12 protein-coding genes and 2 pseudogenes are annotated in these 14,925 nt (G+C 51.5%); 12 read left to right on the forward strand and 2 right to left on the reverse strand.

All coding sequences use genetic code 11. The features are described 5' to 3' along the window. The first annotated feature begins 25 nt into the window (after positions 1–25). The 4 genes and pseudogenes from ACR0KN_RS13775 to ACR0KN_RS13790 all read left to right on the forward strand — a co-directional run. Complete coding sequence (locus ACR0KN_RS13775) at positions 26–709, forward strand: TetR/AcrR family transcriptional regulator (protein ID WP_480654289.1); 684 nt, start codon at positions 26–28, stop codon at positions 707–709. 75 nt (positions 710–784) lie between these two features. Further along, positions 785–2,851 (forward strand): oxidoreductase, encoded by a 2,067-nt coding sequence (locus ACR0KN_RS13780; RefSeq protein WP_480654291.1) that lies wholly within the window; start codon positions 785–787, stop codon positions 2,849–2,851. Positions 2,852–2,906: 55 nt separating this feature from the next. Continuing rightward, positions 2,907–3,359: an N-acetyltransferase family protein gene (locus tag ACR0KN_RS13785; protein ID WP_480654293.1), complete on the forward strand. Its 453-nt coding sequence runs from the start codon at positions 2,907–2,909 to the stop codon at positions 3,357–3,359. A 94-nt stretch (positions 3,360–3,453) separates the two neighbouring features. Further along, positions 3,454–3,573 (forward strand): annotated as a pseudogene (locus ACR0KN_RS13790) (IS6 family transposase); the annotation flags it as partial. Between the two features lie 84 nt (positions 3,574–3,657). On the opposite strand, the gene ACR0KN_RS13795 reads toward ACR0KN_RS13790, so the two are convergent. Beyond that, positions 3,658–3,855, reverse strand: coding sequence for a CoA transferase (locus ACR0KN_RS13795; RefSeq protein WP_480654514.1), 198 nt, complete (start codon positions 3,853–3,855; stop codon positions 3,658–3,660). Between the two features lie 224 nt (positions 3,856–4,079). Here ACR0KN_RS13795 and ACR0KN_RS13800 point away from each other — a divergent pair, with 224 nt between their 5' ends. From ACR0KN_RS13800 to ACR0KN_RS13830, 7 genes and pseudogenes are all read left to right on the forward strand, one after another. After that, positions 4,080–5,990 carry a mechanosensitive ion channel family protein gene (locus tag ACR0KN_RS13800; RefSeq protein ID WP_480654295.1) on the forward strand — a complete coding sequence of 637 codons (1,911 nt, stop codon included), beginning with the start codon at positions 4,080–4,082 and terminating at the stop codon, positions 5,988–5,990. Between the two features lie 101 nt (positions 5,991–6,091). Beyond that, positions 6,092–6,844 (forward strand): annotated as a pseudogene (locus ACR0KN_RS13805) (IS6 family transposase). Positions 6,845–6,906: 62 nt separating this feature from the next. Then, entirely contained in the window at positions 6,907–7,701 is a 795-nt protein-coding gene (gene terL, locus ACR0KN_RS13810) for a phage terminase large subunit (protein WP_480654297.1), read from the forward strand. 273 nt (positions 7,702–7,974) lie between these two features. Continuing rightward, positions 7,975–8,148: a periplasmic nitrate reductase, NapE protein gene (locus ACR0KN_RS13815; protein WP_480654299.1), complete on the forward strand. Its 174-nt coding sequence runs from the start codon at positions 7,975–7,977 to the stop codon at positions 8,146–8,148. A gap of 31 nt (positions 8,149–8,179) precedes the next feature. Then, complete coding sequence (gene torC / locus ACR0KN_RS13820; RefSeq protein WP_480654301.1) at positions 8,180–9,367, forward strand: pentaheme c-type cytochrome TorC; 1,188 nt, start codon at positions 8,180–8,182, stop codon at positions 9,365–9,367. 10 nt (positions 9,368–9,377) lie between these two features. Beyond that, entirely contained in the window at positions 9,378–11,843 is a 2,466-nt protein-coding gene (gene torA / locus ACR0KN_RS13825; protein WP_480654303.1) for a trimethylamine-N-oxide reductase TorA, read from the forward strand. Further along, positions 11,840–12,406 (forward strand): molecular chaperone TorD family protein, encoded by a 567-nt coding sequence (locus ACR0KN_RS13830; protein ID WP_480654305.1) that lies wholly within the window; start codon positions 11,840–11,842, stop codon positions 12,404–12,406. Before torA ends, ACR0KN_RS13830 begins: the two co-directional genes overlap by 4 nt. 216 nt (positions 12,407–12,622) lie before the next feature. On the opposite strand, the gene ACR0KN_RS13835 is transcribed toward ACR0KN_RS13830, so the two are convergent. Then, entirely contained in the window at positions 12,623–13,603 is a 981-nt protein-coding gene (locus tag ACR0KN_RS13835; protein ID WP_480654307.1) for a hypothetical protein, read from the reverse strand. A gap of 196 nt (positions 13,604–13,799) precedes the next feature. On the opposite strand from ACR0KN_RS13835, the gene ACR0KN_RS13840 reads away from it, so the two are divergent. Beyond that, the gene (locus ACR0KN_RS13840; RefSeq protein WP_480654309.1) at positions 13,800–14,648 is read left to right on the forward strand and encodes a serine hydrolase domain-containing protein; all 849 of its coding nucleotides are present in this window, start codon (positions 13,800–13,802) and stop codon (positions 14,646–14,648) included. Positions 14,649–14,925 lie beyond the last annotated feature (277 nt).

A 14,925-nucleotide genomic window follows, 5' to 3' on the forward strand; every position in this document is an offset into this window, starting at 1 on the left:
AAAAACCGATGGAGCGCTCTAACAGATGGGATGTAATCGGGTGAGACAATCGCCAAACGAAAAAACAAACCCTGAGGGGCGTCGGCGTACCGAGTCCAAGGAAGTGAGGCGTCAACAACTCATCGATGCGACAATCGACTCGATTGCTCAAAACGGAATAGGTGGAACGACCATGTCCACCGTGACTGAGATTGCCGGTTTGTCGCTGGGCATCGTCAACTTTCACTTTAAAAGCAAACAGAACTTGCTGGAAGAAACGTTGCTGTTTCTTGCAAAGGAGCATCATGAACAGTGGTTGGAAGCTTTTGAAAATGCAGGGCTGTCAGCGCCAGAGAAACTGTTGGCTATTGTCGACGCGCACTTCCACCCGCAGATTTGTACTCCAAAGAAGCTAGCCGTTTGGTTTGCGTTTTTTGGAGAGGCAGGGCGGCGCAAAGTCTACCGCAGCCTGATCAATGATATCGATCAGGAGCGGTACAATATTGCACTACGACTATGTTCAGAGATTGCCGAGGACGGTGGATACATGGACATGCCGCCAAGGCAAGTCGCAAATATCCTCGAAGCACTTTACGACGGAATCTGGTTGGAGCTTTTGACCTATCCAGAAAACTTTCGACGTACCGAAGCGCGGGATCACATCACCGCCTTCCTTTCCAAAGTCTATCCCGGTCACTTTCGAATGCCTGAGTTTAACAACGGTGATTGAAACAGCGCGGCTTTAAGGCCGGACATTCCAGACAAAATCAGCCAGCGCATGGCGCAGCCAGCTAAGGATAATAAAATGGGCAGGGACTCTCGCTACGACATCCTTTTCGAATCAGTCCAAATCGGGCCAGTTACTGCGCCAAACCGGTTCTATCAGGTGCCGCACTGTACAGGTATGGGCTGGCAATACCCACGTACTCTTGCCGCTATGCGAAAAGTGAAGGCGCAAGGAGGGTGGGGCGTCATATGCACGGAATACAACTCAATCCACCCTTCATCTGACGACCTTCCGCATCCCTATGCGTCTCTATGGGATGAAAGTGATGTTCGGGCGCACGCACTGATGACGGACGCGGTGCACGAACACGGCAGCCTTGCAGGGGCTGAACTTTGGTACGGAGGCGCTAACTCGAACAACTTGTTTTCCCGCTTGCCGAGCATGGATGTGGACAGCCGGCCAAACACAAAAGGGCATCCATTTCAGACCCGCGCCATGGACAAGCAGGACATCCGGGATCTACGCCGTTGGCATCGAAAGGCCGCTTTGAGGGCAAGAGACGCTGGATTTGACGTTGTCTATGTTTATGCAACGCATGGATACCTGATCTCGAATTTTTTGCATCCGCGCGTGAACACGCGCGGTGACGAATATGGTGGCAACTTAGAAAATAGGGTGCGTCTCACCCGAGAATTGATTCAGGAAACCAAGGACGCCGTTGGCGACCGGTGCGCCGTGGCCGTTCGGTTCTCGGCTGACGAAGAGATCGGCGAGGATGGCCAGCCAATCTATGGTGAACGACGAGAGATGTTTGAGATGCTCTCTGACCTGCCGGATTTGTGGGATATCAACATCGCAGATTATTCGGTTGAGATGGGTGTCTCCCGTTTTACCAAAGAAGCAGCTCTTGAACCCTACATGCATTGGGTCAAGTCGGTAACGGATAAGCCTGTCGTGACCGTTGGTCGCTTCACGTCACCTGATACCATGGTCTCGCAAGTCAGGCGGGGCGTAACCGATTTCATCGGGGCAGCGCGCCCGTCGATTGCTGATCCATACCTTCCAAAGAAGATTGAGGAAGGACGCTTGTCCGCGATCCGCGAGTGTATCGGATGCAATGTTTGTTACGCCAGTGACTCGATAGGGGTACCTATTCGATGCACTCAGAACCCAACAATGGGAGAGGAGTGGCGCAAAGGCTGGCACCCTGAAATCATTCGTAAGAAATCCTCAGATGCGCGCGTCTTGATTGTCGGGGCAGGCGCTGCCGGACTGGAAGCGGCACGGGCACTTGGCGTGCGTGGGTATGATGTCCAATTGGCGGAAGCTAATCGTGAGTTGGGTGGCAGGGTCTCGCGCGAAGCGGCTCTGCCTGGAATGAGCGAGTACATTCGCGTCAAAGATTATCGCGAGCAGCAATTGATTGAGTTGCCCAACGTTGAAATCTACCGTGAAAGTCCGCTGACAGTTGACGATATCTTGGCCGTTCAAGCTGACCACGTTGCAATTGCCACCGGCGCGACTTGGCGAAAGGAGTATTTTGACGAAGAACGTTTCGCCCCGGTCGCAAAAGGGTCTGCCTTAGGTCGCGTCTTTACTCCCGATGACATCATGGATGGGAAGGTTCCCGATGGACCAACGCTCGTTTTTGATGGTGATGGCTACTACATGGCTAGTGTTATTGCTGAAAAAATCAGAACGCATGGACATGCCGTCACGCTGGTCACACCGACTGACAGTGTTTCTGACTGGGCAGGAAATACGTCCGAACGTTGGCGCATCCGAACGCATTTGCTTCGCTTAGGAGTCGAGACCCTGCCGTCAAAGTCGCTTAAACAATTTGATGGCGAAATCGCAGAGTTGGAGTGCGTCTATTGCGGTCCAAATGTGAATGTTCCGGTTGCCAACATAGTGATGGTTACTGCTCGGAAGCCAAATGATGGTCTCTACAGGGGATTGCTGGGGCGGGTGAGTTCCGAGGATTTGCCGTTCAGCCTTCGTCGCATAGGAGATTGCGACGCGCCGGCGATTATTGCAGCAGCGGTTTACTCAGGTCATCGATACGCCCAGGAATTGGACGAAGCAGTGGATGAGGACATTCCACTTAGACATGATCGTCTGGATGTCGAGCAGCAGCCGATTTGACTGCGCTGGGCGATCTCGGTTGTACGCACTCAAGGGAACGCAGGAGAAATCACCCATGCCGGAAGGCTTAATTATCCGTCCGCTTGAATTGAAAGACAACGAAGAGTGGCGCCGCTTATGGACGGCATATTTGGATTTCTACGAGACCTCTGTTTCAGAAGAAGTCTACGAGGTTTCGTTCAACAGATTGTTGTTAACAGATGTAGGTGAATACAATTGTCTCATCGCTGAGTTAGAAGGGAAACCGGTCGGATTGGCGCACTACCTTTACCATAGATTCATGTGGTCGGTGGAGGATACGTGTTATCTTATGGATCTTTTCGCTGATCCGCAGGTTAGGGGAAAAGGTGTTGGACGAGCTCTGATCGAATCTGTTTTTCAGATCGCTAAGCAGCACGGTGTTCCAACAACCTACTGGACAACTCAAGAATTTAACTATCCTGGTCGAGTTCTGTACGACAAAGTCGCTAAAAGAACGCCATTCATAGTTTATGAAAAAGATGAATAACTGGTAGAGACTTGCCAGAAAAACTTATCTTAGCGCTGGTCTTGTCAGAAGAACTTGTCTTGAGGTGGGCAGGGGTGTTGCGTAGCTTTCGCCTATGACCAATCCTGCCTCTTTCAAGTATTTAAAGACCAGCCCTGAGATCATCCGCCTGGCGGTGATGTTGTATGTCAGATTTCCGCTTTCACTTCGAAATGTCGAAGAGGTCTTGTCAGAAGAACTTTGCTTGAGCGGGCCAGGGGTGTTGCGTAGCTTTCACGCATCCCGCAGCGAATTACTGCAACGAGCCCAATACCGCATTTCAAATAACTAAGTTCGTAACCGCTAAGAATTCGGGCGCCAGACCGATATTGGCCAACGCCTCGTCCCGGAAATTCTCGACGAAGATGTACGAGTTCTTCAGAAGACCATGCAACTTGGCCAGATCATCAGCGTCTTGGATATTCAAAGTCACTGACTTCCGGCTGTGATTAAAAGTCAGAAAGAACCTAGCACCGATCTAGTTCAGCTTTTCTAGCTGAGTTAAGACAGCTTCCCACTTGTGCAACAGTTACCCTTTCAACTGTCCTGATGGACCCAAGGCCGATCCGAACTACCTTTGCGTCGGATCTGAGATATTGCGCTATACAGTGATTAAAGACCAGCTTACCTCAGGGTATAAGAAAGGGGACTGTTATTAGGAGCTACATAAGCGCAACAATGCATGTAAGACGCTTTTGGCTTATGCTGATTGCGCTGTTGGTAGTTTTGGCATTTATCCCAAATTCTAGAGTGATTGCTCAGGAGCAGTTAGATGAATCAGCAGCGTTGAGTCTGGCGGCTCTTAACAACGAGAGCCCACGCGCCACACTCAGAAAGCTACTAACGCTGCGAATTTCTCTCGAGGAAGCAGTCGAAATCTATCGAAATCAACGAAATCGAGCGAACGGAAAACGTGTTAGGGAATTGGTAAGCGACCTGTCCTCGTTAATCGACCTTTCCAAAGTTCCGCCCGCAGCACAGCAAATTACCAGTATCGAGACAGTCAGTTATCTATTGAACATTGTTGCTCGAGTGCCGCTGCCGGAGTTATCGGATGTGCCTGGTGTTGATTCCTTTGACAGCAACGGTCGAGGGATCTATCGAATTCCGGGCACTCCTTTGAAAATTGTTCAAATGATGGATGGGCCGCGTGAACTCGAGTTTCTATTTAGTCCGGACACGGTGCAGGTTGCACCTCGGATCCACAGCTCAGTAATTCATTTTCCAACAAAGCCAGAAGTCCGCATAAACGACTGGCGCAGGGAATTATTGCAGGGCACGGGACCGATGATACCTGGTTGGTTGCAGAGAAACGTCCCTTCAGCACTTACTAAGAGTATTTTAGATACACCATATTGGAAGGTATTGATCGGTCTGGTTGCAATAATGTTAGTCTCATCCGCACTGATACTCTGGCATAAGGTGACACGTAATTATTCCACCAAAAGTGTGCTCTCCGATACCCTGCTGCAAATTCTATCTCCAGTCGTAGTGATAATCGCGGCCAGTTCTCTAGCTCGATTTTTTGAGAACCAATTGTTGGTAGTCGGGCGCCTATCCTCGCTTGTTAGTTTAGTTCAAACCTTTGTCACCTACGTTGCGCTAGCATACATCATCTGGCTTTTAGTTATCGCTGCGATGCAAGGATTCATGCAGCGTGTGAATAGCGAACAAGAAAGCATAGACAGAAACATGCTTCGACTGATCGGTCGAGTTATTGGAGCAGTCGCTGCGATCATCGTCCTCGCTTTCGGAGCTGACGCTCTCGGGCTTCCTGTACTAAGTGTCATGGCCGGTTTGGGCATCGGAGGAATCGCGGTCGCGTTGGCAGTCCGTCCGACACTTGAGAACCTGATTGGTGGTTTCATTCTTTACATAGACCGGCCAATCCGTGTTGGTGATTTTTGCTCTTTCGGTGATAGGAGCGGAACAGTCGAGACGATCGGCGTACGTTCGACGCAGATTCGTGCGCTAGATAGGACACTTATCACAATCCCCAATGCTCAATTTGCTGACATGGAGCTGATAAACTGGGCCGAATGTGACCAAATGATGATCGATCACGTGATCGGCTTGCGCTACGAGACTGGCGCTGACCAGCTGCGCTATGTCCTAGCTAAGATCCGCGAAATGTTCCTTGGGCACCCAAGGATCGACAACGATACGATCCGCGTGCGGTTCTACGGCTACGGCGCAAGTTCGCTAGACATCCATATACGGATCTACGCAAGCACGCGGGAATGGAATGATTTTTATGCTGTCCGTGAGGATGTGATGCTACGCATAAAAGACATCGTGGAAGATTCCGGTACAAGTTTCGCTTTTCCTTCTAGCACACTCTATCTAAGCCGCGATGCCGGGCTCGATACTGAAAAAAGCACCAAGGCCGGCGATGAAGTTGACAAGTGGCGGCGAAGTAACCGTCTGCCTTTCCCTAGCTTTTCCAGTCCGGACGAAGCTAAAATGGAAGATCAGCTCTCCTATCCACCAATTGGGTCACCCGACTATGCCGCAACGAACGAAGAACTCGCTAGTGGTGCTGAGAGGCTTTCGGCAGCTGATCCCGAAGAAGAGTCTTGTACAAACGCTTCTAGCTCTTCACAAAAGACCTGATATGTGAGTTACATGCCAACTACGCTTTGTAGAAAAGCCACAAGGGTCTTGTCAGAAGAACTTTGCTTGAGCGGGGCAGGGGGTATGCGTAGCGTTTTGGAATGACCAAACCTGCCTCCTTCAAGTACTTTAAGACCAGTCCCGAGATCATCCGTCTTGCGGTGATGCAGTATATTCGGTTTCCACTCTCGCTTCGGAATGTCGAAGATCTGCTGCATGAGCGAGGCATCGACGTGAGCCACGAAACCGTCTGATACTGGTGGAACAGGTTCGGCCCAATGTTTGCTTCTGAGATTAGACGCAAACGGGTGCAACAAATGCGCGTATTCTCGAAATGGAAGTGGCACGTAGACGAAGTATTCGTGAAGGTGAATGGCAAGCGACATTATCTGTGGCGGGCTGTGGATCACGAAGGTGAAGTGCTGGAAGCCGTTGTCACCAAACGCCGAAACAAAGCTGCGGCACTGAAATTCCTCAGGAAATTGATAAAGCGGCACGGTTGCGCCGAAGAGATCGTCACAGATCGGTTCGCATCCTACAAGGCGGCGCTCAGAGATTTGGGTGCGCTGGAAAAACAACAGACGGGCAGGTGGCTCAACAATCGAGTTGAAAACTCGCACCTGCGGTTCCGACGAAGAGAACGTGCGATGCAACGCTTCAGGCGCATGCGAAGTTTACAGAAATTCGCCTCCGTACATTCTTCCGTCTACAACCATTTCAATCAGGAAAGATCGCTCGCCAGCCGAGATACCTTCAAGCTGACACGATCCGCCGCTCTTGCCGAGTGGCACGACTTGGCGCGGGATAAAGGACAGCCATACTGGCTTACCAGAGACGAGTTCGAATTCGTCTGACAGCACCTCAGCGGCCGACCCCGGTTCAGACCTGGCTGCCCTGGAAGTGCTGGCGGATATGTTTGGCAGCGATCCCTGAAGAGATCTCGCTCTACAACAATCGTGTGCTGAAGCGTCGGCCAGGGGACTTGTTGAACCCAGAGCGGGAACCGCAGGAGGTTCTTGATCGGATCAAGGCCGACATAGGCAATTTTGCTTTCCAGGCACAGTATCAACAGAACCCCACAGACGGTGAAAACGAATTTCTCTCAATGTCCGATTTGCATCTGGTGGAAACCTTGCCGGACGAAAGCGTGTTTGTCCGGCGGGTCCAGAGCTGGGATACAGCGGCGAAGGATAGTCCGCGTTCGGACTTTACGGTGGGGCTGACCTTTGGGTGGCATGCGTATGAAGTGAGGTGGTACTTACTCGACGTCTTTCGGGCTCGAATCAACTATACTCAGGTGCGGAGTGCTGTTCTTCGATTGCGCAAACAGTGGCACGCGGACCGGGTCCTGATCGAGTCCTCGGCGATGGGTAACTACCTTCTGGATGAATTGAAACGCACCGCAGCAGGTGTCTTGATGCCCGTCAACGTGGTAACCAGCAAACTGGACCGCTTCATCACACAGACCGACTGGATTAAATCAGGCAAGTTAGGCATCCCTACGGACAAGCCCTGGTTTGATGAGTTCCGTAGGGAACTGCTGGCGTTTCCGGATGCTGTCAAAGATGATCAGGTAGATGCCCTGACCCAGTTCGCTGAATACATGCGTCGAAGCCAAGGGACATATCTCGATACAGATCCCTACACTGGCCGGCGCCAAGGCAACTATCGACCCGAACGACCAAGAAGGGAAGATCGCATGCGATTCTGACGTAACGCGAGAGCGCTTTCAAGCGACCTGGGGTTGGATATCAAATCTTCGAACTCACACGTCTGCGATGAAGCGCAAAGCTGCCGTTAGGGCTAATTGCAGCGAAGGTCCGCACCGAGCCCGAAGCCGACTTTTTTAAAGGTTAATATTCAAAGTCAGCAAGTTAGGTCGGCCTCTTAGTGCGACATTCCGACGCGCCACTTACCTCAGGCAAGATTATCTATGCTACTAATATTTCTATTATTGAATTTTTCTTAGCTGAGCGAGATAGTTATGACAGACCAATCCGTCAGCAGCTCGAAAGGCGCAGCCAGGCGCGAATGGCTGTCCTTCTTATTTATTACTTTGATATTATTGCCAGGCATTACGGTCCTGGGAGTAGGAGCATACGGTTTTACCGTTTGGATTCTGCAAATGATCTACGGCCCACCAACTGGATCTCTATAAGCCCAGAACATGAACCGAGGAGCTAGTTCTCATGTCTCTGAAGTCCACATTGTCATCATTTTGGAATACGGTTTCGCGCCCAGCTACGACGATCAGTCTTGGTGTAATCAGCCTCGGCGGCTTCATTACAGGGATAATTTTCTGGGGCGGTTTCAATACCGCGATGGAGCTTACCAACACAGAGCAATTCTGCGTTTCCTGCCATGCAATGCGCGATAATGTCTACGTGGAACTTCAGTCCACTGTCCACTGGGAGAACCGTACGGGTGTGCGTGCAACATGTCCGGATTGTCATGTGCCACACGAGTGGACCAATAAGGTTGCCAGAAAAATGCAAGCCTCGAAGGAGGTCTGGGCAGCTGTATTTGGAACCATAAACACCCGTGAAAAGTTTGAAGAGCGCCGTGCAGAATTGGCAAAACACGAATGGGCTCGACTGGAGGCAAACAACTCTCTCGAATGCCGCAATTGTCATGATTATGACAGCATGGATTGGGACGCTATGTCGGCCGAAGCGCGGTTTTACATGGAACCTGCAGCAGCACTAAATACCGGCTGCATCGAGTGTCACAAAGGCATAGCCCATCACTTGCCAGACAACGTTGCGGTCGGAAGCCCGGCCATGGCCAAATTGGAAAACAAGGCAAATTCTGGAAGTGTATCCGTCGGTGAAGACTACTTCGCTATTCGGGATATTCCCGTTTACGACAGCGCAGAGTCGACGGAACCAGTAGGCAACCTAACCCTCGGCGCCGCCGTCGAAATTCTGGATGAAAGCGGCGACCGTATTCAGTTTGCACTGAAAGCGTGGCGAAAAGATAAAGGGTTTGGCCGCGTCATATTTGACGAGTTTGGGCACAATATTCGGGTTGCGGTTCTGTCCAAGGACACCGCGCAAGACGCACAGTTGGTTGAGGCTTCTGCGCCCCAAACGGATGAGGCGACAGGGCTCGATTGGGCCCCTGTTACAGTGACCCTCTGGTCAGACAAACAGGGATACGTGGACGAGATAGATGAGCTTTGGACTGTGGCAGAGGAAAGCTATGCTTCAAATTGCTCGACTTGCCACGCACAACCGGACCCAGATCACTTTGGCACCAATTCCTGGCCAGCACAGTTCAACGGTATGGTCGGCTTTACCAACATGGATGAAGCTCAGGCCAATTTGGTGCTGACCTATTTGCAAAAACATTCCGCTGATTATGGCGGCTCTCATTGAGGAGAAACCAATGTCCACGCGCCGTGATTTTCTTAAAGGCACCGGGGCAGCAGGATTATCTGCTCTATTAGGCCCCAGCTTGCTCCAGCCAGCCGCTGCTCGAGCTGAGCAACTAACGTCTGCGGGCGTTTGGAAAACATCAGGTTCTCACTGGGGCGCTATTGAAGCTCTGGTAAAAGGCGGACAAGTTGCTGAAGTCCGCCCTCTCGCCGACGATCCGCATCCGACAGACATGGTGAACGGCATCCAGGGCCTGATCTATTCACCGTCCCGCGTCCGCTATCCCATGGCTCGTGCAGAATGGCTCGACAAACGCAAGGATGCTGATCGGACGTCTAGGGGCGACAACCGGTTCGTTCGTCTAACCTGGGACGAGGCTTTGGATTTGTTCTTTGAAGAGATTGAGCGAGTTCAGGTTTCGCACGGGCCTTCGGGTCTCTATGCCGGTGCGACCGGGTGGCGGCAGACGGGTCAATTCCACTCGTGCATCAATCACATGAACCGGGCCGTGTCCATGTATGGCGGATATGTGAAAAAAGCGGGTGACTATTCAACTGGCGCTGGTCAAACTATTCTTCCATATGTGCTGGGCTCCACTGAAGTGTACTCTCAGGGAACTAGTTGGCCACTGATCTTGGACAACGCCAAGACCATCGTATTCTGGGCAAATGACCCGCTGAAAAACCTGCAAGTCGGCTGGACGTGCGAAACACACGAACCTTTTGAGTATTTTGATCAGTTGCGGGACAAGATCGCTTCTGGAGAAATCCGGTCCATCAGCGTGGATCCAGTGCGCACAAAAACGCAAAAACACATCGGAGCGGAGCAGCTCTATATCAATCCGATGACGGATGTACCTTTCATGTTAGCGTTGGCACACACACTTCACACCGAAGGCCTGCACGACCAAGAGTTCCTGAGTGTCTACACGCTCGGTTATGAACCTTTCATCGCCTACGTCATGGGTAAAGCTGAAGACGGAGTTGAAAAAACGCCCGAATGGGCTGCACCAATTTGTGGCGTGCCTGTTGATACGATTAAGGAGTTCGCTCGTCTTCTTGCTTCAGACCGAACTCAATTGATCTTCGGTTGGTCTGTCCAGCGGCAACAGCACGGCGAACAGCCGTATTGGATGGGAGCGATCATAGCGGCTATGCTGGGGCAAATCGGGCTGCCAGGTGGTGGTATTAGCTACTCTCACCATTATAGCGGTATCGGTGTAGCACCTTCCGGCGCCAGCATGCCTGGGGCGTTTCCCCTTAACTTGGATATTGGTGTCGATCCTGTGCGAACGGACGACAACTTCCTGGGAGCAAGCAGTACGATCCCCGTCGCCAGATGGATTGATTGCCTGATGAACCCCGGTGGGACAGTCGAACACAACGGTCATACGGTTACTTATCCGGACATCCGTATGGCAATCTTCACTGGTTGCAATCCCTTCCATCATCATCAGGATCACAACAAAATGCGTGTGGCCATCCAAAAACTGGAGACCATTGTTGCAATAGACTATGCGTGGACTGCCACATGCAGACACGCAGATTTGGTACTGCCCGCGTGCACTCAGTTTGAGCGAAATGATATCGATAGCTACGGTTCCTATTCACGCTCCGGTGTGATCGCGATGAAGAAACTGGTCGATCCGTTGTTCCACTCCAAAACCGATTTTGAGATATTCTCGCTATTCTGCAAACGCTTCGATCGCGAAGAAGAATACACACGCGGTTGGGATGAAATGGAATGGGTTAAAAGCCTTTATGAAACGACCCGCAGCGCAAACGAGGGAGGCTATGAGATGCCGTCCTTCGACGAGTTTTGGGAAAAAGGCATCGTTCGGTTTGAGAGGGGTGAACCCTGGGTCAGGCACGCCGATTTCCGCGACGACCCGGAAATAAACGCTCTTGGAACGCCTTCAGGTTTTATTGAAATTTCCAGCCGTACTATCGGCAACTATGGGTACGATGATTGCGGAGAGCATCCTAAGTGGATGGAAAAAATCGAACGTTCTCATGGGGGGCCGGGGTCAGAGAAGTTTCCGCTGTGGCTACAATCCTGTCACCCTGATCAGCGACTTCATTCTCAAATGTGCGAGAGCGATCCATACCGCGCGACGTACGCGGTTAAGGATCGAGAGCCTGTATACGTCAACCCGGAAGACGCGGCCGAACGAGGTATAGAAGACGGGGATATCGTGCGTGTTTTTAATGATCGCGGTCAACTTTTAGCGGGTGCAGTTCTGAGTGAAGATTATCCGAGAGGAGTAATTCGTATTCATGAAGGTGCTTGGTACGGTCCAGTCGATGCATCGCCAAACGCTTTAGACACTTATGGTGATCCAAACACCGTCACTTTGGATGTGGGGGCCTCAAAACTTTCTCAAGCTACTTCAGCCAATACCTGTATAGTTGAGATGGAGAAGTTTGAAGGAGAAGTTCCGCAAGTAACGGCTTTTGGCGGGCCGACTAGTGTATGAAAGAAGTTTCCCCGCAACTGATACGTTTTCTATCGAATGCATTCGCGCGTGAACTTGACTTGGCAACAATTGCGGCATGCTACAACGGAGTCGCAGACGAGCTTTTGCGTGGTGCTGCTGGAACAGATCAACTGATCCAGGAAATGAAAACGTGGTCCAATGCTCAGGAAACGCAAAGAAGGCTCGCAATCAGTTACGGAAGTGTGTTTCTGGCAGGTGGAAGGGAAGCGGCGCCACTATATGCTTCCGCCTGGCAAGGAGACGGGACACTCATGTCCACCCCACATTACAGAATGCTGTCACTTCTGAAGCAAGCCGGAAAAGAAGTTGCCAATAGCTACTCTGAACCGGCCGATCACTTGGCAATAATGCTCGAGTATCTCGCGATTTGTTTGGAAGGGCATCACGCCGCACTAGACGCCACACAATTTGCTTCCAGTGAGATATTGCCATGGTACAGTGTTTTCTCGAAAAAGGTCCATCGCCATAGCGGGTCCGATCCTTTTTACTTGTCGCTTGTGAAGATTACTGAAGCCGTGGTGGAGGGCTTAAAAAGAGTATAGTCAAAGTGGAATAAGCGTTTTGTGAAAAGATTATTTCTAGGCTAACGGGACATCTTGGTTTGCGTAGAAGAAGATCGGCCGGCATCTCAAGACCACATGGCGGCGAATGGAAACTTTGTCCGCAAAGCAGACATTGAGTGAAACTCGCTGAACGTCAACATCGAGCCCACAGCAGAAAGGCTTGAAGGGTAGCGCGCCAACGGTCTGCTTTGCAGTTTACTTGCAGATCGGCAATTCCAGTGGTGGCTGTTGAGGCAAGGATGCTCTCCAACTATTTATGATCGGTTGGAGGCTGCTTTTGGGCCAAAACTTTGGTTCGCCAATCGTTTTTAGGCAAGCTGCGTTCCAATAAACTCCAGCTCGAGAAAGTGATTTTCCCTTTTTTAACGCTTTGGCGACAGCGTTTATGTCTTTGGATTCTGGGTAGATGTAGAGGGTCGCCGGGTTCCCTTCTACAAGCGCCAAAATCTCTTTTGAGGCGGATTGTGACCAGGTTGTGCAACCATTGCTACGACCACCAGTGTAGTTCACAAGTTTTCCGTAGGGGACATAACCGTCGTTGTCTGCATGAGTGCTTTGAGGGTTTTTGAACCTACATTGCCACTTCAGGAAGACAGCCGGATGGCCTCCGATGGCACGCTCGCGAGCATTGCTCGTTTCTCCTTCACCATCAAACAAAAGAAACGTGCGGTAGAACGGCTGCGTTTTGCCGGAATGACTGTGGTAACCTTTGAAGGACGTGCGGGTTTCAGCCGTCACATAGGCGCCTCCGGCGGTTAGTTTAGAGCCCTCTGCATTGCTGAAGTTCTTCGCGCATTGTCGGCCATTCGAAAAATTGGCGCGCTGGAGTTTTCTGCCATTGCCATAGCCGGACGAAACCGCTCGGAAGGACTTTTGTGACTCGCAGATGACATAAAAACGCTTACCCGGATTGCCGTTACTTGCAGTGCTGGGGCGGGTTGCGTCCTTGGCAAGGTAGCAAGGGTTCCTGACTTCGCCTCGGCGTAGTTTCTTGATGTAAAGCGCTCGTGCCCTTTCCAAAACGATTGGCGCGATTTGCCCCTCACCTGTACCGACGTGCTTTTGTAGCCACGCAGGAACATCTTGCGTTATCGCATTGGCGCGGTCCGGTAGGGCGCCCACCGACATGGCGATTGTTATGACCGAGAGTGCGAGACGGAGTGAATTCGTTAGCAACGGGAGATCTCCTGCTAGAATGTCCTCGGGGTCAGTCTAACACAATTCGTAAGCGCAAGGATGCTCGTCAATTGTACGAACGACGCCCCCTGTTGCCTCAAATCCCATTTTTCGTTTGCGGAGGCTTTCTTACATCTTGGACAATAAATCTTGTGATGTTGCGTAGGTGTCTGGACATTCCGAGATTTGCTTCCAAATGAAGGCCATGATCACCCGTCGAAAGCTCCTGTTGGTTACCGCAACCGCAATTTGTGCTACGTATATTGCGCGGGGACGAACGGTGGCGCTGAATGATGCAATTAGCGGTCTTCCGCAGTTGCATTCACTTCAAATTCAACGCGGCGACGATGTCATTTTCGCGCAGGCCCAACAGGGTGCAGGCCTGGATAGGCCGGACAATATTAAGTCTTGTTCGAAAAGCATCGTGGCTTTGTTGTTGGGGACAGCGATTGACCGGCAGGATATCCCATCTGTAGAATCCACCTTGCAGGAGGTCGCTCCACGGCTTTTGCCCGCTAATGCGACACCCGGTTCCGAAAGCATTACGATGGAGGATCTGGTGACGCCGCGCGCGGGGCTCGAAAGAACTTCGGGCAGCAACTACGGAGAATGGATCAACTATCCCAACTGGATCGCAGACGCGTTGACACGACCGATGGTTGCTGAGCCCGGACAGCAGATGCTCTATTCTACTGGATCGACCCATGTGCTTGGCGCAGCACTGACCGCAGCAACCGGACAAAGCCTATTGAGACTGACGCGTGAAAGGCTAGGTGCTCCGCTTGGTATCGAGATACCTGCTTGGACAAGGGATCCACAGGGCTACTACTTGGGTGGGAACGAGATGGCGATTAGGCCGAGGTCGATGTTGAAGATCGCGGTGTTGCTTCGGGACCGCGGGGCTTTTGCCAACACGCAAATCGTTCCTGAGCGTTGGGTCATGGAATCGACCAAGCCACACGGCCGTTCGCCTTTCTCTGGAATGGACTACGGCTATGGCTGGTTTCTGTCCCCTTCAGGCTATGCTTTGGCGCGTGGGTACTGAGGCCAAATCATAGCGCCCCGTCCTGAGCGAAACCTTGCTGTCGCAATTACATCTGATCCTACGCGTCCCGCGCGTTCTGGAGGCTATTTTGGAGAATTGGTCAGATTGTTAGATGGTCCGATTTTGAATGCTACCTAGACGTTTCATAAACACTGCTTAGGGTTGGTCACGCTTGGCCTGGACGGCGCTGAACTATCAAACAGCCTTCGTCTTCCGTGGGGCGGTGGAGCAACTGGAGCGCCAATTAAGTTGCTCTTTTGAAAGGTGAAAGAGGCGG

It is taken from the genome of Ruegeria sp. AP7 (genome assembly GCF_056539905.1).